Origin of the sequence: Tychonema sp. LEGE 07196 (assembly GCF_963890365.1) — a bacterium.
In the GTDB taxonomy this organism is placed as follows: Bacteria; Cyanobacteriota; Cyanobacteriia; order Cyanobacteriales; family Microcoleaceae; genus Microcoleus.
Genome location: NZ_CAWPRX010000202.1, coordinates 110,706 through 130,590 on the forward strand (window position 1 = coordinate 110,706; position 19,885 = coordinate 130,590).

Annotated in this window: 15 protein-coding genes; 11 read left to right on the forward strand and 4 right to left on the reverse strand. The window is 45.5% G+C overall.

Going from position 1 to position 19,885, the window contains the following annotated elements:
- Window positions 1-8 precede the first annotated feature (8 nt).
- From AACV78_RS24795 to AACV78_RS24805, 3 genes are all read left to right on the forward strand, one after another.
- Complete coding sequence (locus tag AACV78_RS24795; protein WP_194008117.1) at window positions 9-896, forward strand: transporter substrate-binding domain-containing protein; 888 nt, start codon at window positions 9-11, stop codon at window positions 894-896.
- A gap of 366 nt (window positions 897-1,262) precedes the next feature.
- On the forward strand, window positions 1,263-2,660 hold the full coding sequence (gene mgtE, locus AACV78_RS24800) for a magnesium transporter (RefSeq protein WP_194008116.1): 1,398 nt from the start codon (window positions 1,263-1,265) through the stop codon (window positions 2,658-2,660).
- A 204-nt stretch (window positions 2,661-2,864) separates the two neighbouring features.
- Window positions 2,865-3,809 (forward strand): hypothetical protein, encoded by a 945-nt coding sequence (locus tag AACV78_RS24805; RefSeq protein WP_194008115.1) that lies wholly within the window; start codon window positions 2,865-2,867, stop codon window positions 3,807-3,809.
- Between the two features lie 467 nt (window positions 3,810-4,276).
- Here AACV78_RS24805 and AACV78_RS24810 read toward each other — a convergent pair whose 3' ends face one another.
- On the reverse strand, window positions 4,277-4,798 hold the full coding sequence (locus AACV78_RS24810) for a filament morphology membrane protein FcmC (protein ID WP_194008114.1): 522 nt from the start codon (window positions 4,796-4,798) through the stop codon (window positions 4,277-4,279).
- A 20-nt stretch (window positions 4,799-4,818) separates the two neighbouring features.
- Complete coding sequence (locus AACV78_RS24815) at window positions 4,819-5,901, reverse strand: filament morphology actin-like protein FcmB (RefSeq protein ID WP_194008113.1); 1,083 nt, start codon at window positions 5,899-5,901, stop codon at window positions 4,819-4,821.
- A 322-nt stretch (window positions 5,902-6,223) separates the two neighbouring features.
- On the opposite strand from AACV78_RS24815, the gene ftsH2 reads away from it, so the two are divergent.
- The 5 genes from ftsH2 (at window position 6,224) to AACV78_RS24840 (ending at window position 14,454) form a co-directional block, all read left to right on the forward strand.
- Window positions 6,224-8,113: an ATP-dependent zinc metalloprotease FtsH2 gene (gene ftsH2 / locus AACV78_RS24820; protein WP_194008112.1), complete on the forward strand. Its 1,890-nt coding sequence runs from the start codon at window positions 6,224-6,226 to the stop codon at window positions 8,111-8,113.
- A gap of 198 nt (window positions 8,114-8,311) precedes the next feature.
- Entirely contained in the window at window positions 8,312-8,695 is a 384-nt protein-coding gene (locus tag AACV78_RS24825; RefSeq protein WP_194008111.1) for a hypothetical protein, read from the forward strand.
- 274 nt (window positions 8,696-8,969) lie between these two features.
- Entirely contained in the window at window positions 8,970-10,259 is a 1,290-nt protein-coding gene (locus tag AACV78_RS24830; RefSeq protein WP_194008110.1) for an aminopeptidase P N-terminal domain-containing protein, read from the forward strand.
- A 371-nt stretch (window positions 10,260-10,630) separates the two neighbouring features.
- Window positions 10,631-13,225, forward strand: coding sequence for a PAS domain S-box protein (locus tag AACV78_RS24835; RefSeq protein WP_194008109.1), 2,595 nt, complete (start codon window positions 10,631-10,633; stop codon window positions 13,223-13,225).
- 8 nt (window positions 13,226-13,233) lie between these two features.
- On the forward strand, window positions 13,234-14,454 hold the full coding sequence (locus AACV78_RS24840; protein WP_194008108.1) for a hybrid sensor histidine kinase/response regulator: 1,221 nt from the start codon (window positions 13,234-13,236) through the stop codon (window positions 14,452-14,454).
- Window positions 14,455-14,461: 7 nt separating this feature from the next.
- Here AACV78_RS24840 and AACV78_RS24845 read toward each other — a convergent pair whose 3' ends face one another.
- Window positions 14,462-15,046, reverse strand: coding sequence for a D-glycero-alpha-D-manno-heptose-1,7-bisphosphate 7-phosphatase (locus AACV78_RS24845; protein ID WP_194008107.1), 585 nt, complete (start codon window positions 15,044-15,046; stop codon window positions 14,462-14,464).
- Window positions 15,047-15,517: 471 nt separating this feature from the next.
- Window positions 15,518-16,480 carry a glycosyltransferase family 9 protein gene (locus AACV78_RS24850; RefSeq protein ID WP_194008176.1) on the reverse strand — a complete coding sequence of 321 codons (963 nt, stop codon included), beginning with the start codon at window positions 16,478-16,480 and terminating at the stop codon, window positions 15,518-15,520.
- Window positions 16,481-16,649: 169 nt separating this feature from the next.
- On the opposite strand from AACV78_RS24850, the gene ispD reads away from it, so the two are divergent.
- The 3 genes from ispD (at window position 16,650) to kaiB (ending at window position 19,731) form a co-directional block, all read left to right on the forward strand.
- Entirely contained in the window at window positions 16,650-17,333 is a 684-nt protein-coding gene (gene ispD, locus AACV78_RS24855; protein ID WP_194008106.1) for a 2-C-methyl-D-erythritol 4-phosphate cytidylyltransferase, read from the forward strand.
- 980 nt (window positions 17,334-18,313) lie between these two features.
- The gene (locus AACV78_RS24860) at window positions 18,314-19,249 is read left to right on the forward strand and encodes a circadian clock protein KaiA (protein ID WP_194008105.1); all 936 of its coding nucleotides are present in this window, start codon (window positions 18,314-18,316) and stop codon (window positions 19,247-19,249) included.
- 167 nt (window positions 19,250-19,416) lie between these two features.
- On the forward strand, window positions 19,417-19,731 hold the full coding sequence (gene kaiB, locus AACV78_RS24865) for a circadian clock protein KaiB (protein WP_006632119.1): 315 nt from the start codon (window positions 19,417-19,419) through the stop codon (window positions 19,729-19,731).
- Window positions 19,732-19,885: the final 154 nt, after the last annotated feature.

Sequence of the window (19,885 nt, forward strand, 5' to 3'; positions counted from 1 at the left end):
ATGCCAAAGTGACAAGCAAAAAAATAACCAGCAAAAGCCTAAAATTTGCAGCAATCGGCTGCGTCTTGTCGATATTGTTTCCCGCAGTTTTACCTTCAGTTGCCTCCGCCGAAACAGCACTGCAAGAAATTAAGCAAACCGGCATTCTGAAAGTCGGCATCAGAAAAGATGCTGCTCCCTTCGGCTACTTAGAAGGCGAAAAGTGGCAAGGAGTTTGCATCGAAGGGTTAGAGCTTTTCCGAGCTGACTTAGAAAAGAAATTAAATCGCTCTGTTCGCTTAGAAAAACTCGAAACAAACCTCAACGAATCAGCCGAAAAAGGGCGATTCCGCAGCGTCACCAGCAAGCGCGCTCACCTAGAATGCGGGCCCAATACAATCCTCCAAAATCCCCCCAGCGGAATTGCCTATTCGCTACCCTTTTTATACAGCGGCACCTATCTGTTAGTCAAGCCAGAAAACAAACTGAGAGTCAATCCTTCGGGATTCCTGCAAGGCGCGACAATTGGCGTGTTGAGCGGTTCTCTTACCGAACAATTCATTGCAGGCAGATATCAACTAGCCAACCAGAAAATTTATCAAGGTATGACGGGGAGAGAGTCTGGTGTGGCAGATGCGGCAGCCGGAAAAATCGATGCCTTCGCTAGCGATGGAATGCTGTTAGTTGGAGAAGCGCTGAGACAGGGTTTAACTCAAAACCAGTATTCTTTGATACCGGAGCAGCCTTTAACCTGCATTTCCTATGGCATGATCCTGCCTGCGGGTGATACTGAATGGAAAGAAACGGTCAATAATTTTATTCGCAATCAAAGTTCTACGAATTTGTTGGAAAAAGTGTTCGGGCCCAATTCTCCTTTCCTACCGATGAGTGTCACGGATCAAAATAAATGTATTTGATCCCAAATCGGTTCAACAGTTGACAGCATATAGGTTGACAGTTACCCCGCGCTCGATCGCCAGGAGATTGCGGGCGAGGAAAATTAATTTTTTTCTTCGATCCTTCAAGGGAGAGGCTTTAAACCAATTTTTTCTGGTAAAGTGCGGATTGTGTCATGGCAAGTTCGATCACTGCGACGAGTGGTGTCAATAGGCTCTAAACTGGATTCAGGAAGGCGCGCAGCACAGGTTTATACCAGTTTCCCCCAAAAATGTAACTGTAGGTAAACTCCAAAACCGCTGACTCCGTAAGTCATCCCCAATTCTTTAATCGATAATCTTCTATGCGAAAATCGAAAAGCGAAAAGGGCATTAGGAGGGTCATCAGTGACAGAAAAAAGTTATCAATCGTCTTCGCTTCCCACTTATGCGCGAAAAGAACTGCGGGAATTAGTTCGATCGCAGTTAAGGGCTTTGTTGGAACAAGGAGACTTTAAAGGAGCAAAAGCGATTTTGCATCCGGTGCAGGAGGCGGACATCGCTGAAGCGATCGAAGGCCTGCCAGAAACCATGCAAGTAATAGCTTTCCGGTTGCTTTCCAAAGACGAAGCTATCGGAGTTTACGAATATCTCGACTCCAGCGTTCAGCAGTCCCTCTGCGAAAAATTCAAACGCCAAGAAGTCCTCGACATTGTAGACAAAATGTCGCCGGACGATCGAGCAAAACTGTTTGACGAACTGCCGGCGATATTAGTCCGCCGCCTCTTAGGTCAATTGAGCCCAACCGAACGCGAAGCTACGGCCCAACTTTTGGGTTACGAAGCCAGTACCGCCGGCCGGATCATGACCCCAGAATACATTTCTCTCAAGGAAAGCTTTACCGTCTCCCAAGCTTTAGACCGAATTCGCTCTTTGGCTAGAACTACTGAAACAATTTATTCTCTTTACGTCACCGACGCAGCCCGCAGCCTGACGGGCATTTTATCCTTGCGGGATTTAGTCACTTCTCCCCTGGACAAAACTGTCGGCGAAATTATGACCCGCGATGTAGTTTCTGTTCAGACTGGAACGGATCAAGAAGAAGTAGCTAGGCTAATCCAGCGTTACGATTTTTTAGCAGTGCCCGTTGTAGACCGCGAACAGCGTCTTGTGGGGATCATTACAGTTGACGACGCGATCGACATTTTAGAAGAAGAAGCCGATAAAGATATTTATACCTTGGGCGGTGTCCAGTCCGGCGGCGACAATTATTTTCAGACCGATTTGATCACGGTTGCTCGCAAAAGGGTCGTGTGGCTGTTTGTTCTGCTCTTAACCAATACAGTCACTGGGGCAATTATTAGAGCGCAAGAAGATATTTTGCAGCAAGTAGTCGCCCTAGCAGCCTTTATTCCGCTGCTGACTGGCACTGGAGGCAATGTCGGAGCCCAGTCTTCAACAGTTATAATTCGCGGTTTGAACACTGACGAAATTACGGCGATGGGCCCGTTTAAAGTAATTGTGCGCGAGGGGATGGCGGGAGCGCTGTTAGGAGCTATATTAGGGACTGTAGCAACGGGCTGGGCTTACACTCTGCAAGGGAATTTAGCAGTAGCAATCGCAGTGGGAGTAAGTTTGTTGGCGATCGCAATTTTAGCTTCTCTTGCCGGTTCATCTCTGCCGTTTCTATTTCGTTCTTTGGGTTTAGACCCAGCTTTAATGTCTGCTCCTTTTATTACCACCGCCGTTGATGTCCTCGGAGTTTTGATTTATTTCTCTTTAGCTCGGGTAATTTTGCAGATTTAATATATTTAATGAGATGACGGTTAATAAAAAATTTAATTTGTTTTTCACCGCTGCTCCATTCAGGGTCTACATCCGATCGCACTTTATTTTTACCTGCATATTTATAGTTGATTTACAAATAATGCAATTATAGGCAAACTCCAAACTCCCATCGACCTCGGTCATTCCCAATCAAAAATCAAAAATCAAAAATGGTATTAGCCTATGTCACCATCCAATTCATCAACTACCATCAAAAAATCCCAGCCTAGCAATTTGTTAGACACTGCTGAATTGGTTTTTCTTGCTGCTTCGGCTGCGGGATTGGCTGCTAGTTTGGTTTGGCAGCAGGGTGTTTATGTCGAAGTACCTGTAGTGATTTCGCTGGTGTTGAATTTTGTGAACCGGCAGAAGCTGCACGGGCAAGTTAAAACAAGTACGGCGGCTGTGTTCGATCGCGTAAATCAACAAGCAACTATTACCGCTCGCGCGATCGAGCAATTGCAACTTGCTGTAAATACCCTAGACGAAGCCCTAGGCCAAACATCTCGCGAAAACCTCAATGTTGGATCGGGAGAAAACGTACACTCTCTAATTTCCGCCATTGAGAACCTGCGCCAGCGACTAATCATTTTAGAAAAAACGATTAAAATGATTCAAGGCGAGATCGAAGTCACCACTCGCCAATTCAAACAGCGCCCGGAGTTGCAACAAATCGAAACTTTGACAACAATCATTCTCGACTTGCAGCAGTTTATCAACGAACTGCCGCAGTGGGGCAGTTTGCAGCAGCGGCAGCTAACAGAAATTCAGCAAAAAGCAGACAATGCTTTGGTCGAGCTTGCTCAAGAAATTGCTGCAATTCCCAACCGCATACAGGAAGCTGTAGCTAGTCGCAGCGGTGCAATCAACCCGCAGTTGAACGCTGGTGGCTCGAATTTGGAGTCTGACAGTTCTCAGATGCAGCATAATGCCGATCGACCTAAAAACCAGAACGAGAAAATTCGCCAAAAATATCCCAGAGCTTATGTAAAGTGGAGTCAGGATGAAGACGAAAATTTGCAGAAAGAATATGCTAGCGGTCAACAAATTGGCGAATTAGCTCAGAGATTTCAGCGACAGCCGGCCGCTATTCGTTCGCGCTTACAAAAACTAGGATCGCTCGAATAATATCAAGGAAATTGACCAAACAGGGCCTTCGCAAAACAGGGCATTGGTTACTATTTCACGAAAATTGAGAACCGCTATATCGAGAATAATGATATCAATTCCGGTTGCACTCATACATGATGTTAACTGTTAACTGTTAATAGTGAATTTACTATTCCGATGCCAATGGATTTGATATGACCCACAACTAACAACTAACAACTGAGGGCGGGCCCGCACCATCCACCGCCCCTACCAACCAATAACCAATAACCAATAACCAATAACCAATAACCAATAACCAATAATCAATAACCAATAATCAATAACCAATAACCAATAACCAATAACCAATAACCAATAACTACTAAAAAAAAGATCGCCTTTTTTTCAAAAGAGCGATCGACTTTATTTATTCTAGTATCGACTGTCAACAGCCGATCGCTAACATCAAATCTCAAGGCCCGATAGCCTTGTTCTACCTCATACTAGAAATCTTGCGGTAACAAAGAACTTAAACGCTCCAATAAAGGATCGGACTCCCGACGAGGCCCAACCTCAGCATCAGAAATGACATTATCATCCGCCACAGAATCAGACTTAATCGAGTCAGGCTCTACTACTTTTGAAACTGGGGCAAAAGAAACTTGAGCAAACTTACTGTTAACACTTCCCTGCAACTGATCCAACTGCGCGCCCAGTTGACTTAGGTGATGTTCCAGTCCTTCCAAACGGCTTAATTCCTCAGCAGAAACATGGCGCTCGAACTCAGCAAATTTGACCGCAAGTTCAGCTATACGCTGTTCCAAGCGCTGAAAGCTATCTGTTGTAGAGCCAGCAGACTCAGATACAGACAAAAACTGCCACAAAGCTTGCTTGCAGAGATTGCCGAAAGTCTGATACTTCGTAAAAGCCAACTCTTTTTCAATAGCGGCCAGTAAAGTTTGATCGGCAGCATCTTCAGTAAACGCCACCGAGAAATTCGCCTTATTTTTTGCCCACAGTGCCATAGGGTTCAAGCCTTAATGCGTTACTTAATTGTGGCTAGCTGAGCCTCAGCATAAATAAACTGTCCCAAAGCATTAGCTTTCCGAGAAGGTTGAGCCAAGTGAGCCTTAAGATTGGCATCTTTGAGCAAAGGTTGGAGTACCTCCCAGAAAAACTCGCCGCCGCCGCCAGTCAGAACCACATCCGTCACCCGTTCTGGCAGCCACTGCACTAAACGTTCGGATAGTTCGTTAGCGAAAGCCTCCCGTAAATCCTTAATAATCGGATCTAAGTTAGTCGGCTTAGTCGCTCCTCTCGGACGGTAGAAACGCTCGCCTTCTGGTTTATTCACCGCTTCTAGTAAAGACAGAGATTGAGGGTCTGCCCCCGGAATTTTGGAGGCTACTTGTTCGTAGAACTTGTTCATAGCGAAAGAATCGCTCTTAGAAGCAGCCCGGGCGAACCGGAAACGATCGACCATTAACAAATCAGTAGTTTGGTGTCCGATATCGACAACAGCCACCGACAGTTCCGGTAAATCCGGCGTAAACTCCTTATTGTCTTGAGCCTCACACCAAATCAGGCTGCCGAATCCTTCCGGCATCACCCAAACGTGGCGGATGTCAATTTCCACGCGCTCACCTCGGTAGACCACCACGTGGGGAGAGCGAAGTTGGCTGATAATCTCTTCCTTTTCTTTTTCAAACTGATCCTGGGAATAAAAAGGCAAACCCAGCACTACGGCCATTTCGCCCTTCATCTGGAAATATCCAGCACAGGAAAAAACCTTAACCAAAGCATCCACTACTTTCGACTGGTCTGCGCCGCCGAGATTAGCGCCAAAGTCTGCAGCCAGTTGACCGATCGCGTATCCCTTGCCTTGGTACTCCAGCCACATATCCAACAGAGGGTCTGTTGCTTTGGACTCAAAGCTGCCGCCCCGCACCTTTTCCACTGGCATATTAGCCACGTTGGCGGGGATAAAAACAACGCCGTTTGGGTTGCGACTTACGCAAGCTTTAGTTGCAGTACGACCCAAATCAGCACTAATAATCGATTTGTGAGAAGCGATCTTAGTCTGCTGCGTCAGCATAGCCGAATTAGGAACAAGCTGTCTAGTTGTCATCGAAATGTGTTACCTCACTGAGCCTCACCATTATCATGCCTTATCCCTTGACACTGCCGCGCTTAAAGACAGTGGGTTTTGAGGCGATTCTTTTAACTCTACCTATATCGGTATCGAAATCAGCACCAAACATTATATTCGGGACGATCGCAGTTGCAGTAACTAACCTAACTTTTTTTTCTAGCGATCGCGAGCAAGGCCTGTTGCCCGATCGTGCATTGTTAAGTTAAATTTAGTTAAGATTCTGAGTGTAAAGTTTTGTCCCGCTCCGGAGGCACCGCGCTCTTACCCGATCTGTCCCCAATTCAAGGCATCCCTATTTATGAAAATTTCTTGGCGAACTATACTACTTTGGACTTTACCCGCCCTGGTAATCGGCTTTTTCTTGTGGCAGGGAGCCTTTGCCCCATCCCCAGCAGAAATGAGTAAGAACACCGCCAGCACACGCTTAAGCTACGGTCGATTCTTAGATTACTTAAACGCCGGTCGAGTCACCAGCGTTGATTTGTACGACGGAGGTCGGACGGCGATCGTCCTAGCCGTAGATCCCGAATTAGACAATCGCGAGCAGCGGTGGCGGGTGGACTTGCCATCAAATTCCCCGGAACTCGTTTCTAGGCTAAGAGACTCCCAAATCAGCTTCGACACCCATCCCCTGCGGAACGACGGCGCAGTCTGGGGACTGTTAGGCAATCTAGTATTTCCCCTCTTGTTAGTCGGAGGGCTGTTTTTCCTCTTCCGCCGTGGCGGTGGCAACGTGCCCGGAGGCCCTGGCCAAGCGATGAACTTTGGCAAATCCAAAGCACGCTTTCAAATGGAAGCTAAAACAGGCGTACTGTTCGACGACGTAGCAGGCGTAGAGGAAGCCAAAGAAGAACTTCAAGAAGTTGTAACATTCCTCAAAAAACCCGAACGCTTCACCGCAGTAGGGGCGAAGATTCCCAAAGGCGTGCTGCTAGTAGGCCCTCCCGGAACCGGTAAAACCTTGCTAGCAAAAGCGATCGCAGGCGAAGCAGGCGTGCCTTTCTTCAGCATCTCCGGTTCAGAATTTGTGGAAATGTTCGTCGGTGTCGGCGCATCCCGCGTCCGCGACTTGTTCAAAAAAGCCAAAGAAAATGCTCCTTGCATAATCTTCATCGATGAAATCGATGCAGTGGGCCGCCAGCGCGGCGCAGGCATCGGCGGCGGTAACGACGAACGGGAACAAACCCTGAACCAATTGCTGACCGAAATGGACGGTTTTGAGGGCAATACTGGGATTATCATCATTGCTGCTACAAACCGCCCCGACGTGCTCGATTCGGCGCTGCTGCGTCCGGGTCGTTTTGACCGCCAAGTTAGCGTAGATACGCCGGATATCAAAGGCCGCTTGGAAATTTTGGAAGTTCACGCGCGCAACAAGAAGTTGTCTGCAGAGATTTCTTTGGATGCCATCGCCCGCCGCACTCCGGGTTTTACCGGCGCTGATTTGGCTAACTTGCTCAACGAAGCTGCTATTTTGACCGCCCGCCGCCGGAAAGAAGCGATTACGATGCTCGAAGTTGACGATGCAGTCGATCGCGTGGTAGCAGGTATGGAAGGCACGCCGCTGGTGGACAGCAAGAGCAAGCGCTTGATTGCTTACCACGAAATCGGCCACGCGGTCGTCGGTACTTTGATTCAAGCCCACGATCCCGTGCAAAAAGTTACCTTAGTCCCTCGCGGACAAGCTCGCGGCTTGACTTGGTTCATGCCTAGCGAAGACCAAGGTTTGATTTCTCGATCGCAAATCTTAGCCCGGATTAGCGGTGCTTTGGGCGGCCGCGCAGCCGAAGAAGTAGTTTTCGGCGACGCAGAAGTTACCACCGGTGCCGGCAACGACTTGCAGCAAGTCAGCGGTATGGCCCGCCAAATGGTTACTCGCTACGGGATGTCTACCTTGGGCCCGATCGCCCTAGAAGCTCAGCAAAGCGAAATTTTCCTCGGCCGCGACTACACGGCGCGATCGGAATATTCCGAAGAAATTGCCTCTCGGATTGACGGACAAGTCCGGGAAATTGTCGATCGCTGTTACGAAGATGCCCGCCGCATTATTCGCGAAAATCGCACTGTGGTCGATCGTTTAGTCGATTTGCTGATTGAAAAAGAAACCATCGACGGCGAAGAGTTGCGGCTGATCGTCTCTGAATACACTTTTGTTCCTGAAAAAGAACAATACGTTCCTCAGCTTTAAAAAGTTAAAGGCGAATATTCAGGGCGAATAAAATTCGCGACTACACAAACAAAGTCCGCCTGCGCGGACTGAAGAAATTAAACCCGCGCAGGCGGGTTTTGTCTGTTTAGCAGCGGTTTCAACCGCCGACTCAAAAGAAATTTTAAAAAGTTAAAGGCGAATATTCAGGGCGAATAAAATTCGATCAAAAGAAACTATATGATTAAGAATTCATCGATTTGTTTGATAGTAATTTCAACATTAATTTCCGTCAATACTTTGAGCGCCAGCGCCGAAAAATTAAGATGTTTTGTAGATATTTGCATCGACCCCAGCAGCGTAGAATTAAGCAAATCCGATATTCCCGGTGCTCCTTCTTATCCCGTCAGAATTATTTTAGGCACTCAGCAGTTTAGTAACGAGAAAATGCTGGTGCAAATGGAAGTTAACTGCAATTCGCGAGAGTTTAGAACAGTCAGAATTAGCGAAGATGGCGAAAATTGGTCGAATTTCGATCCGAGATGGACTTTGGTCGATCGCACAAACTCATATTTGTCTCGGCTGGTTGACTTTACTTGCAAATTGGCGATCGCCGAACAATAGCACAAACAGTTCGCGATCGCAACCAAAGAAACCGGGTTTTTTCGCAAATCTGGGCGCTGTAAAGCGTTTTCTCGTAAAAACCCGGTTTCTGACCACCCGGTTTCTGACCACCCGTGCGATCGCGAACTAATAAATAAGTAGACCAAGAAAAAAAACAGAGCACTTATATCTTCAACCCTTGACTTGCGGGTTTTTTCAGTGTAGAAGCGGTTGAAATCGCCGAATGTTAATATTAAACTCAATCTAAAATCTAAAATCTAAAATCTAAAATCGAATGACAAACCCCAGCGAATACCGGCAAAGACGCGAACAATTAATGGCAAAAATTGGCAGCGGGACAGCGATATTTCGCAGCGCCCCCGCAGCCGTCATGCACAACGATGTAGAATACGCCTACCGACAAGATAGCGATTTTTTCTACTTAACAGGTTTCAACGAAGCGGGGGCGGTAGCAGTGCTCGCGCCGCACCACGAAGAACACAAATTTGTCTTGTTCGTGCAGCCAAAAGACTTGGAAAAAGAAACTTGGCACGGTTATCGCGCTGGAGTAGAAGGCGCTAAGGAGTTGTACGGCGCTGATGAAGCGTTTCCCATCGCCGAACTTGCCGAAAAATTGCCAAAATTTCTAGAAAAGGCCGATCGCATATATTATCACTTCGGGCGCGATCGCACCTTCAACCAAACAATCCTCAATCACTGGCAAAGCTTGATGGCAACCTACCCGAAACGCGGTACAGGGCCAACAGCCATCGAAGATTCCAACATCATCCTACACCCGATGCGGCTGGTGAAAAGCGAAACAGAATTAGCATTAATGCGCCAAGCCGCTAATATTTCAGTTATCGCCCACAACCGCGCCCAAGAATTCGCCAAACCCGGCAGGTACGAATACGAAATTCAAGCAGAAATCGAACATATTTTTGGCATGAACGGCGGCACTCCCGCTTATCCTTCCATTGTCGCCTCCGGTAACAATGCCTGCGTTCTCCACTACATCGAAAACAACCGCCAAATCCAGGAAAACGATTTGCTGCTAATAGATGCCGGTTGTGCTTGCAACTACTACAACGCCGACATTACTCGCACCTTTCCCGTCAGCGGCAAATTCACCGCCGAACAACAGATTATTTACGACTTAGTTTTGCAAGCACAATTGCAGGCAATTAGTCAAGTATATCCGGGAAATCCTTACAGCAAAATTCACGAAACAGCAGTGCGCGTTTTGGTGGAAGGTTTAATGGATTTAAAAATTTTGGCGGGGGACATTGAAGAGATAATTAAAGAAGAGAAATACAAGCCGTTTTATATGCACCGCACCGGACATTGGCTGGGATTGGACGTACACGATGCAGGCGTTTATCAGTACGGCGAAAATTCGCAAGTTTTGCAGGCGGGACAAGTGCTGACGGTGGAACCGGGGATTTATATTTCTCCTCATATTAAACCCGTTGAAGGACAGCCGGAGGTTCCTGAAAAATGGCGCGGTATTGGCGTGAGAATTGAAGATGATGTTTTGGTGACAGTTGACAATCACGAAGTCTTGACGGCGGGAGTTCCTAAATGATTGTTGACTGTTGACTGTTGACTGTTGACTGTTGACTGTTGACTGTTGGCTGTTGGCAGTTGCGGCATTTAAATTGTATATTAAAAAAAATCAAAGTCTTGTGGGGTTTCCCGCTCGCCCTGAATATACAATTTAAATGCGCGACAGCTTATTTATTATTTATTATTAATTATTTATTATAGCGGTTCTCAAGCTTGGTGAGGTATTCCCACGGATGCCTATTCCCGATGCCAGATGCCCGATGCCCTATGCCCACGAGAGGACTTAATGTTACTGAGAAAGGCTATATTTGTTGGTTCTAATTCCGAATTACCAACAACCAACAGCCAACAGCCAACAGTCAACAACCAACAGCCAAACAAAGATCCCTTATGTGTATTGATCCCGCAGACAACGCACGGCGTAACTATCCCGTAGGGAATCGACCTCTCGAAACCTGCGAAGTATTAGTAGCAGAGCAAAAAGCAAAAATTCGGCAACTCGAAGAACATTTGCAGCAGCAGAGAGAATTGTGCCAGAAATTAGAAGCACAACTCAAAGCAGTCGAGAATGCTGCCTCTTCGGATTCGGCAACTGAATTTGATATCACCGAGGACGATCGCACTGAGTTAATCGCATCTCTGGAAAAAAGCCAGGAAATGTACCGAACTCTGATCAAACATTATCCGAATGGGTCGGTGTTTTTGTTCGATCGCGATTTGCGCTATACTCTGGTTGACGGTCAAGGTTTGGCAGTAGCTGGTTTGTCTAAAGAAAAGTTGGAAGGCAAAACATTGTGGGAAGTATCCCCACCTGAAGATTTGCCACTTTTTGAGACTACATATCGCGCGGCTTTGGCAGGAAAAGAGAATAATTTTGAATATAAATACGGCGATCGCGTTTATTCAACAACAATTGCTCCCGTCAAAAACGACCGGGAAGAAATTTTCGCAGGCATGGTCGTCACTCAAGATATTACCGAAAAAAAACAGGCAGAAATAGCGCTGGCAAAAATCAAAAATCAGCTAGAAATTAAATATAAAAAGCGCACTGAAGACTTGAAAACAGCCAACAATCAATTGCAGGAAGAAATTCTCTCTCGCTGGCGCGCCGAAGAAGCTCTGCGGGAAAGCCAGGAACAGCTAGAATTGTTTTTCTCTCAATCTTTAGATGGCTTTTTCTTTATGATGCTGGACGAACCCGTGCACTGGGACGATACAGTTGACAAAGAAAAAGTTTTGGATTACGTATTTACTCACGGGCGGATAACGAAGGCAAACGATGCTTTGATAGCTCAATACGGAACTACTCGGGAAGAGTTGATTGGCCAAACAATTAACTTTTTTTTGTCCCACAACTTGGCTGGCTGCAGAGAGATGTTCAGGCAATTTTTTGATGCTGGCAGAATTCACATCGAAAATGACAATCGCAAGTTTGACGGGGCTACAATTTGGGTGGAAGGCGACTATATTTGCATTTACGATTCCCTGGAAAGAATCGTGGGGTATTTTGGCGTGCAGCGGGATATTAGCGATGCCGTGGTTGCAGCTACGCAACGCAAACAAGCTGAAACAGCACTGAAAGAAAGCGAACAAAGGTTCCGACAGCTAGCAGAAAATATTGAAAGCGTGTTTTGGATGGTAGGCATTCAACCGCAGGAAATTATTTATATCAGTCCGGGTTACGAAAAAATTTGGGGCAGAAGCTGCGCTGAATTGTATGCTTCGGGGCACTTTTTTGCAGATTCCATCCATCCAGAAGATCGCTCTCGCGTTGTTGCTAAATTCGCTAAAAAAATTGTAGCTGAAGATGAGACGGAATATCGAATTGTCAGACCGGATGGCGAAATTCGCTGGATTCGCGATCGGGCTTTTCCGATTACCAATCAAGCTGGTGAAGTTTACCGCATCGTTGGCATTGCAGAAGATATCAGCGAACAAAAACATTCAGAAAAAGTCATCCGCGAAAGTGAAGAACGCTTCCGCCAGTTAGCAGAAAATATCCAAGATTCCTTCTGGCTAATGTCTGCTGAATTCACCGATTTATTGTATCTAAGTCCAGCTTACGAACAAATCTGGGGGCGCAGCCGCGAAGAATTGTATGCCGAGCCCTTAAAAATGATGGAGTGGGTGCATCCAGAAGATAAACATTTGCTGCAAGAGGCAATGGGGCGAGTGTTGCAGGGCGAGTCTACCTATATCGAATATCGGATTTTTCTGCCATACGGCACAATTCATTGGGTTTGCGATCGAGCTTTTCCTATTTACGACGAATCGGGTAATATTTACCGCATCGCTGGTATTTGTGAAGATATTAGCCATCGCAAATTGACCGAGGCCCGCATCCAAGCAGCACTCCGCGAAAAAGAAGTATTGCTGAAAGAAATTCACCACCGAGTCAAAAATAATATGCAGGTAGTTTCCAGCCTGCTGCAATTACAAGCTCAATACATTGAAGACGAACCGACGCTAGCTTTATTTGAAGAAAGTCAGACCCGCATCCATTCAATGGCTTTGATTCACGAGCAACTTTATCAATCCGACAATCTCGATCGGATCGATCTCCCGCCCTACGTTGAAAATTTGCTTGCCAATTTGTATCAATCTTTTGGTTACGGCAATACTTCCATCCAATTCAATGTCAACGTTGACCCAATTTCTTTAAATATAGAAACAGCAATTCCTTGCGGTTTGATTATTAATGAACTGGTGTCTAACTCGTTGAAATACGCCTTTACCGAAAGTTTGGCAGGTGAAATTAATATTAATTTTCATCGTGACACAACTTCTCAGCAATTTCACTTAAGTATTCAAGACAACGGCAGGGGATTCCCTGCAGGTTTTAACATAGAACATACCGAAACTTTAGGATTGCGATTAGTGCGGATGTTGACCAACCAATTAGATGGAACTCTTGTGATTGACAGTAAGTGCGGAACTTGTTACGATATTAGTTTCGCTGAGTTGTCTTATCGACGGCGCATTTAAAAAATAATATGAACCCTATAAAGATTTTGGTGGTCGAAGACGAAGTGATTGTCGCCGAAGACATAGCAGGCAGGTTGAAAAAACTAGGTTATATAGTAACAGCCACGGTTGTTTCAGGGGAAGAAGCACTGGAAAAAGTTGCAGAAGAACGGCCAGACTTAGTGCTGATGGATATCGTACTTAAAGGTAACATGGATGGTATAACAACAGCCGAACAAATCAGAACCAAGGTAGATGTACCAACAGTATTTTTAACCGCTTATGCCGACGAGAAAACGCTGCAAAGAGCGAAACTTACAAACCCATTTGGTTATATTATCAAACCATTTCAACAACATGATTTGCGGGTGGCGATCGAGATTGCCCTGCACAGACACGAAATCGAAGCTAAGATGCGAGAATCTCTTAAAGCTTCGGAAGCAACGAGAGAGTGGGTGGAAGAAAAGTCGTACCGCCAAAACCAGTATATTTCAATGGCTGCTCACGAATTGCGGAATCCGCTCAACGCAATTTTAATCTCTGCAGAACTCCTACAGCTCGATCGCGATCGTAGCAATGATGAAGCCCAAGTCAGAACCCTGCGGCTGGTGAATTCAGCTACAAAAAAAATGAACCAGCTAATCGACGATATGCTGTTCATGGGCCGAGCAGAATCAGGTAAACTCAAATCCCATCCATTACCGATAAATTTAGTCGAATTTTGTCAAGATTTGCTGGATCAACTGCAGTTAGGAAATGAAGCCAAGCACAAACTAAAATTCATCCCGTCTGACGTTACCAGCGCGATTTTAGATCAACAATTGCTGCACTGTATTATTTCTAACTTAATTGTCAACGCCATCAAATATTCCCCAAGCGGCGGTCAAGTCAGCTTGGAATTGCAATACACTCAAGCAGGAGATGGAGACAAAGAACCTATCTTTTGTTTTTATCGCGAGTGTTTATTTCCTAATTCTCAATCTACACATATTAACTATCCCTTACTAATTATCCGCATCCAAGACCAAGGTATAGGCATCCCAGAAACCGAAGTAGAAAAAATATTTGAAATGTTTTACCGCTGCAAAAATACTGGAAAAATTAAAGGTAACGGTTTGGGATTAACCATTGTCAAAAAAGCTGTAGATTTGCAAGGAGGTGCCATTTGCTGTGAAAGCAAAATCGGCGTTGGTACTAACTTTACAGTCGTGCTTCCCTATGTAGCTCTTTCTTCAAAAAATCATAGATAAGACTTATCTAATCATCAAAATGTTGCAAAATCCACTCAACCGCCACCGATAAATTGGCTGCAATAAAATCCGGTTTAGTATGGTGCTGATACTCGCCGCTCAACACGCTTTCACCGTAACCAGTCTGCACTAAAATACCAGTACAACCGGCATTGTGAGCCATATCCACATCAGTCGCTTTGTCTCCCACCATAAAACTGTTCTGTAAATCCAAATTGTGTTCCCAAGCGGCGGCTACCAACATTCCCGTATTCGGTTTTCGCCAAGTAGTATATCGTGTAAATTCCGAGTTTATTCCACCTTCGGCTTCGCTCAAATAAGGGCAGTAATAAAGAGCATCTAAGCTCGCTCCCGCTTCATTTTTTAATAGTTGACAAAGGCGTTTGTGCAAAGCTTCAACGTGGCTGACTGGATAATAACCTCTGGCGGGGCCGGATTGATTGGAAACCAGACAGCAAAATATTTTGTGGTCATTTAAACGGCGTACAGCTTTAGCTATTCCTGGGATTAAATGCAAATCTTCTACTTGGTGAATGTAGCCCGCTTCGATGTTAAGTACGCCATCTCTGTCCAGAAATACTGCTCGTTTCATGTAATTGTAATTGATAATATTATAGGAATCCTATCATATTCGCTTGATTAACCCCAAGTTTACACAGGTTCGTAGTGCGAACTGAAGTAGGCTCTTGTTGCCGACTGAAGTCCGCACTACAAACGGGGTAATCTATCGGATATGATATCGCACATTTCCGATTCCTCGAAACCGGATTTTTTGATCGAATATGCGGATGAAGAACAAGTATTTTCGTGACAAAATCAGGTTTTTGACCAAAAAAAACGGATACCGTGCCACCTTGACTCCTGATTGGAAAGAGTACAGTTTTAGACTTTTGTTCAATATCCAAAATTGCTCTGGGAGTCAATCTAAAATCTAAAATCTAAAATCTAAAATCGACGGACTGCCCGTGCGTCCAAGAGTGAGTTTGTCAGACCGGGTTTTGTACAAGAATGTTGTAAATAATAAATAATTTTTGTACAAAACCCGCCCTCTTTTCAAACAAAGTTAGCCGCCCCAAACCTTCTTCAAAACCTCTTGAGGAGAAATGTCAGCCATTTTACCAGTTGGAGATTTTATACCCAAAAATCGATCGCCCGGTGGCAGCAATTTTGCAGGTTCAGTCGGGCCGAACAAAGCTATTGTATAAGTTTGAACCGCTACAGCTAAGTGCATCGGCGCACTGTCGGTACACATCATCAAATTAGCAGCAGCAATGGTGGCGGCTAATTTGCCGATATCATCCGGCGAGATAACTTTTACCTTCGGACAAAGTTCGACTAACTTGTTTACGAAAGCTGCATCTTCGGGGCCTTTCACAACAACAACGGGCAAATTAGGCTGCCGTTGCTGACAGTCTTCGATGATTTGTCTCCAGTTGTCTGTAGGGTAAATTTTGTCAATACCTTTAGACAGGGCTAGCTGACTGGAACCGCCGTGAATCAGAATGTAACCGCTTTCTTTTACACCTAACCGCTGCTGTTCGGCTTCTGCCCACTGAATATCCTGTTTCGGTACATTAATTGCCAGGGGCGGACAAGGATTTTTAATGTTGAATCCTTGCAGCAAATCGTGATACATTGAGGCAGCGTACTGGTCAGTTTTTAAAGGTACGGCATCGGTGAGAAATCGAGCGCCGTTGGTTCCTAAATAGCCAACTCTCTGCGGAATGCCGGTCAGCCACAGCAGAAGTCCTACAGTCCACCGCTGGCCGAGGGAAACAACTGCTTCGTATTCGCGATCGCGAATTACGCCCAGTAAATTGCCCAAATCTGCCATAGCGTTGCGGTCTTTGAAATTGTACGTCAAGACTTCTTTGACGGACTTGCAGACTCGGTAAGCGCCCTTTGCCCTCGGTTCCACGATGACATCAATCTGAGAGTCTGGATAAGACTGCTTGAGGTCGTCAAGGGTGGGGAAAAATAAAATTTGGTCGCCAATCCCGCCAGGGACAAGTGCTAGTATTCGCATCATAAACGATCGGGCTATTATCTATCTAGGTAGCTCTCAGCTATCGGTCTTCCACTATCAGCTTATAGTATTTTTAGACTTTAAAAGCTACTGGCTGACAGCTAAACAACTGACCCAAAAGTACAGGACGCTTTTAATATATACCTAGTTGGTAAAGAAGGGTTAGTTAATGCACTTATTGATTGCGGCGGCCGGTTCGGGGCGGCGGATGGGGAGTCAGCGGAATAAACTGCTGCTGAATTTGCTCTCTAAACCTTTGCTGAGTTGGACTTTGGCTGCTGCTGAAGCTTCGCAGCAGATTAGTTGGATCGGCATCATGGGACAGCCTGACGATTTTCCAGATTTTAAGGCAATTCTGGCCGATTTAGCTTTGATCAAGCCTGTGGAACTGATTCTAGGAGGGACTACCAGGCAAGAGTCAGTTTACAACGGTTTGCAGGCTTTGCCACCAAATGCCGATCGAGTGTTGATTCACGACGGCGCTAGGTGTTTGGCAACTCCTGAATTATTCGATCGCTCGGCAGAGGCTCTGTTGGGCTGTCCGGGCTTGATTGTCGCCGTCCCGGTCAAGGATACCATTAAGGTGGTGGACGAGTCTAGGATTGTGCGAGACACGCCGGACAGAAGCAATTTGTGGGCGGCCCAGACTCCCCAAGGATTTGAAGTGAAATTATTAAAGCAGTGTCACGAACAAGGGCGACAAAAGGGTTGGGAAGTTACAGACGATGCGGCTTTGTTTGAAAAATGCGGTTTGGCCGTGCGAATTGTTGAGGGAGAAGAGACAAATTTGAAGGTGACAACGCCCGTTGATTTGAGCGTAGCAGAATTCATTTTGCGCCAAAGATTCGGATAAATTATCTTCAACAGATTTCCGGTACGGGTTTTGTCAAAAAAGAAGCGGTTCAAACTGCCGCTTCTTCTTTCATAAACCTGTTTTTTAGCTTTTTTATTCACCCAAAAACGGATACCGTCGTGGAAAGAGCGAAATTTTAGACAAGAGTTCCAATTCCCGTGATTCACCCAGCAGCAAGTAAATCTCAAATAGAAACATGGAGAATCTCAAGTTGAGTGATGTTTTTTTAGGAGGAATAGTTAGGGATTTTTTTGCTAGTTATTTTTGATGACGCGAAGGAGTTTCTTGCTTTTTGGGAGCATCTTTAGTTTGGCAAAAAGCATTTTTTTGCGATCGTGCTGTCCCTGAAAACCTAGCGGTACAACACTCGATGAGGAGAGAACACTATAGCGGTTATCACAAAAGTGAGGATAGCCCGATGCCCGATACCCTGTTTGGCCGATGCCCGATGCCCGATGCCCTATGCCCTCATCTTTCAGAAAAAGGCTATATATAAATGCAAAACACAGATACTCCCCATTTGTTCAATCAGATTTGTACTGCTTTTTTTCATCTCTTAAATGCTTGACATGATACTTATTTTAGGAGGGTTGAATCAGCCCTGCCTAATTTAGGGGTATAAAAATAAAATCAGGATCGGAGGGAACAGCGTTTGACCGACATTTGCCCCTTCGCGACGCAAAGTCAAGGTTTTTTTGCGCCAAGTAACCAAACTCTAGACTATTTGTAGATGAGTTTGCTTGTATGGCGGTAGCAACTAAGCGACACTGTAAGTAGCAAGTCAGTCCCTGTAAGGTCTGAAGGCATCTAAAAACGGTGTTTTGCTAGACCGTTCCTAGAGAGTGCCTGCTAAATGGCTGAAAGTATTGATAGTTCGTTAGGTTTTCGATGGGTTTTTAAATGTTAAGTTTTTTGTAAAGGAGATATCAACTCTGAGCGATCCAGCACTTTCGGGCACCACCGGTGTTTCACCTACAGCTTTGCTTCCTCAACTGTCGATCGGTATTTTTGTCCGCTCACAGGAACTCGCAGGCTCGACGATCGAGCTTTTGAGGGGCGAGCGCTACGCTTTAACCCACATCAAGTCGGCGGTGGAGTTTTTGGGATTCCTGAAGCACAGCTACCACCTCGATTGTTTGGTTGTTGAGGTAGATGGAGATCGGCGCGAACTCCTCAGCAAGCTGCAAGAACGATCGCTCTTTTTGCCTGCTGTGATTTTTTCGCCCCAACCGGGGGAAGATGAAATACCCGAAGCACCACTTTCAAATAGTTTTGAGACGCAGCCCAGTAACGCCGACAATAGTCAAGAACAAAGTTGTACTTTTTTTTATCACCCTGCGGAGGTGCAACTGCCGATCGCCCGATCGAGTGAAATAACTGCAGCTATCGATCGGGCGATCGGGCAATTTCTCAAACTTTCAACTTTAGTTCCTCCGGGCGAGCGATCCGCAAAAGTCGATCCGACAACCCTATTGACTGCTCAAAGTTTACTAAGCCGACAGCAGCGCCGACTTGCGGAAAAATTACGGGAGCGATTAGGATACTTAGGTGTGTATTATAAAAGAAATTCCCAGATTTTTTTGCGAAATCTGTCTGAGTCAGACAAGCAAAAGTTCTTGGAGCAACTCAAGTCAAGTTATCGCGACATCGTTTTGCATTATTTTTCTGAAGATACTGCAGTCAACAATCAAATAGATGAATTTGTCAATTTGGCTTTTTTTGCTGACGTTCCCGTTACTCAACTTGTAGAAATTCATATGGAGTTGATGGAGGAGTTTGCTAAACAGCTAAAATTAGAAGGGCGCAGCGAGGAAATATTGCTCGATTACCGCTTGACTCTGATTGACGCGATCGCTCATCTGTGCGAAATGTACAGGCGATCGATTCCCAAAGAGACATCTCAACCTAGAGATTAGAAGGAAGAAAGCAGAAGCTAAAATTTACCAAAACAGAAAGGAGAAGACGTTCGATCGGGCGATCGGAAAGCAGCAATTATTATAAAATAACAAAGAACAGCAGACTTAACACAAATAACCACTACAACTAACATCTGACAACTCATACTCAACATCTATAAAAGTTCATGAGTCCTCTCAAAAAAACCTACGTTCTCAAGCTCTATGTTGCTGGAAATACTCCCAACTCAGTGCGAGCTTTGAAAACCCTAAAGGACATCCTAGAACAAGAATTTCAAGGAGTATACGCCCTGAAAGTCATAGACGTTCTCAAAAATCCTCAACTCGCAGAAGAGGACAAAATTTTGGCAACCCCGACTCTGGCGAAAATCCTGCCGCCCCCGGTGCGAAAAATTATTGGCGATTTGTCCGATCGCGAGAAAGTTCTGATAGGATTAGATTTGCTCTATGAAGAACTCCGCGAAGAAGACCTGAATTCATAAGATGATCGGGTGACAGTCATTAGTCCGCAGTGATTAGTTATTAGTTATGGGAGCATCTCATTTTTGTAAAAAGCATTTTTTTGTTATAGAACTGTCCGCGTTCGCGCGGGTCATATAACCCAGTGCGAACGCGGACACCACTATAAAAGTTAAT

Bases quoted from the DNA above. Each gene is read 5' to 3' on its own strand.
- AACV78_RS24805 (WP_194008115.1), top strand. From the start codon at position 2,865: ATGTCACCATCCAATTCATCAACTACCATCAAAAAATCCCAGCCTAGC.
- AACV78_RS24810 (WP_194008114.1), bottom strand. From the start codon at position 4,798: ATGGCACTGTGGGCAAAAAATAAGGCGAATTTCTCGGTGGCGTTTACT.
- AACV78_RS24815 (WP_194008113.1), bottom strand. From the start codon at position 5,901: ATGACAACTAGACAGCTTGTTCCTAATTCGGCTATGCTGACGCAGCAG.
- ftsH2 (WP_194008112.1), top strand. From the start codon at position 6,224: ATGAAAATTTCTTGGCGAACTATACTACTTTGGACTTTACCCGCCCTG.
- AACV78_RS24825 (WP_194008111.1), top strand. From the start codon at position 8,312: ATGATTAAGAATTCATCGATTTGTTTGATAGTAATTTCAACATTAATT.
- AACV78_RS24830 (WP_194008110.1), top strand. From the start codon at position 8,970: ATGACAAACCCCAGCGAATACCGGCAAAGACGCGAACAATTAATGGCA.
- AACV78_RS24835 (WP_194008109.1), top strand. From the start codon at position 10,631: ATGTGTATTGATCCCGCAGACAACGCACGGCGTAACTATCCCGTAGGG.
- AACV78_RS24840 (WP_194008108.1), top strand. From the start codon at position 13,234: ATGAACCCTATAAAGATTTTGGTGGTCGAAGACGAAGTGATTGTCGCC.
- AACV78_RS24845 (WP_194008107.1), bottom strand. From the start codon at position 15,046: ATGAAACGAGCAGTATTTCTGGACAGAGATGGCGTACTTAACATCGAA.
- AACV78_RS24850 (WP_194008176.1), bottom strand. From the start codon at position 16,480: ATGCGAATACTAGCACTTGTCCCTGGCGGGATTGGCGACCAAATTTTA.
- ispD (WP_194008106.1), top strand. From the start codon at position 16,650: ATGCACTTATTGATTGCGGCGGCCGGTTCGGGGCGGCGGATGGGGAGT.
- kaiB (WP_006632119.1), top strand. From the start codon at position 19,417: ATGAGTCCTCTCAAAAAAACCTACGTTCTCAAGCTCTATGTTGCTGGA.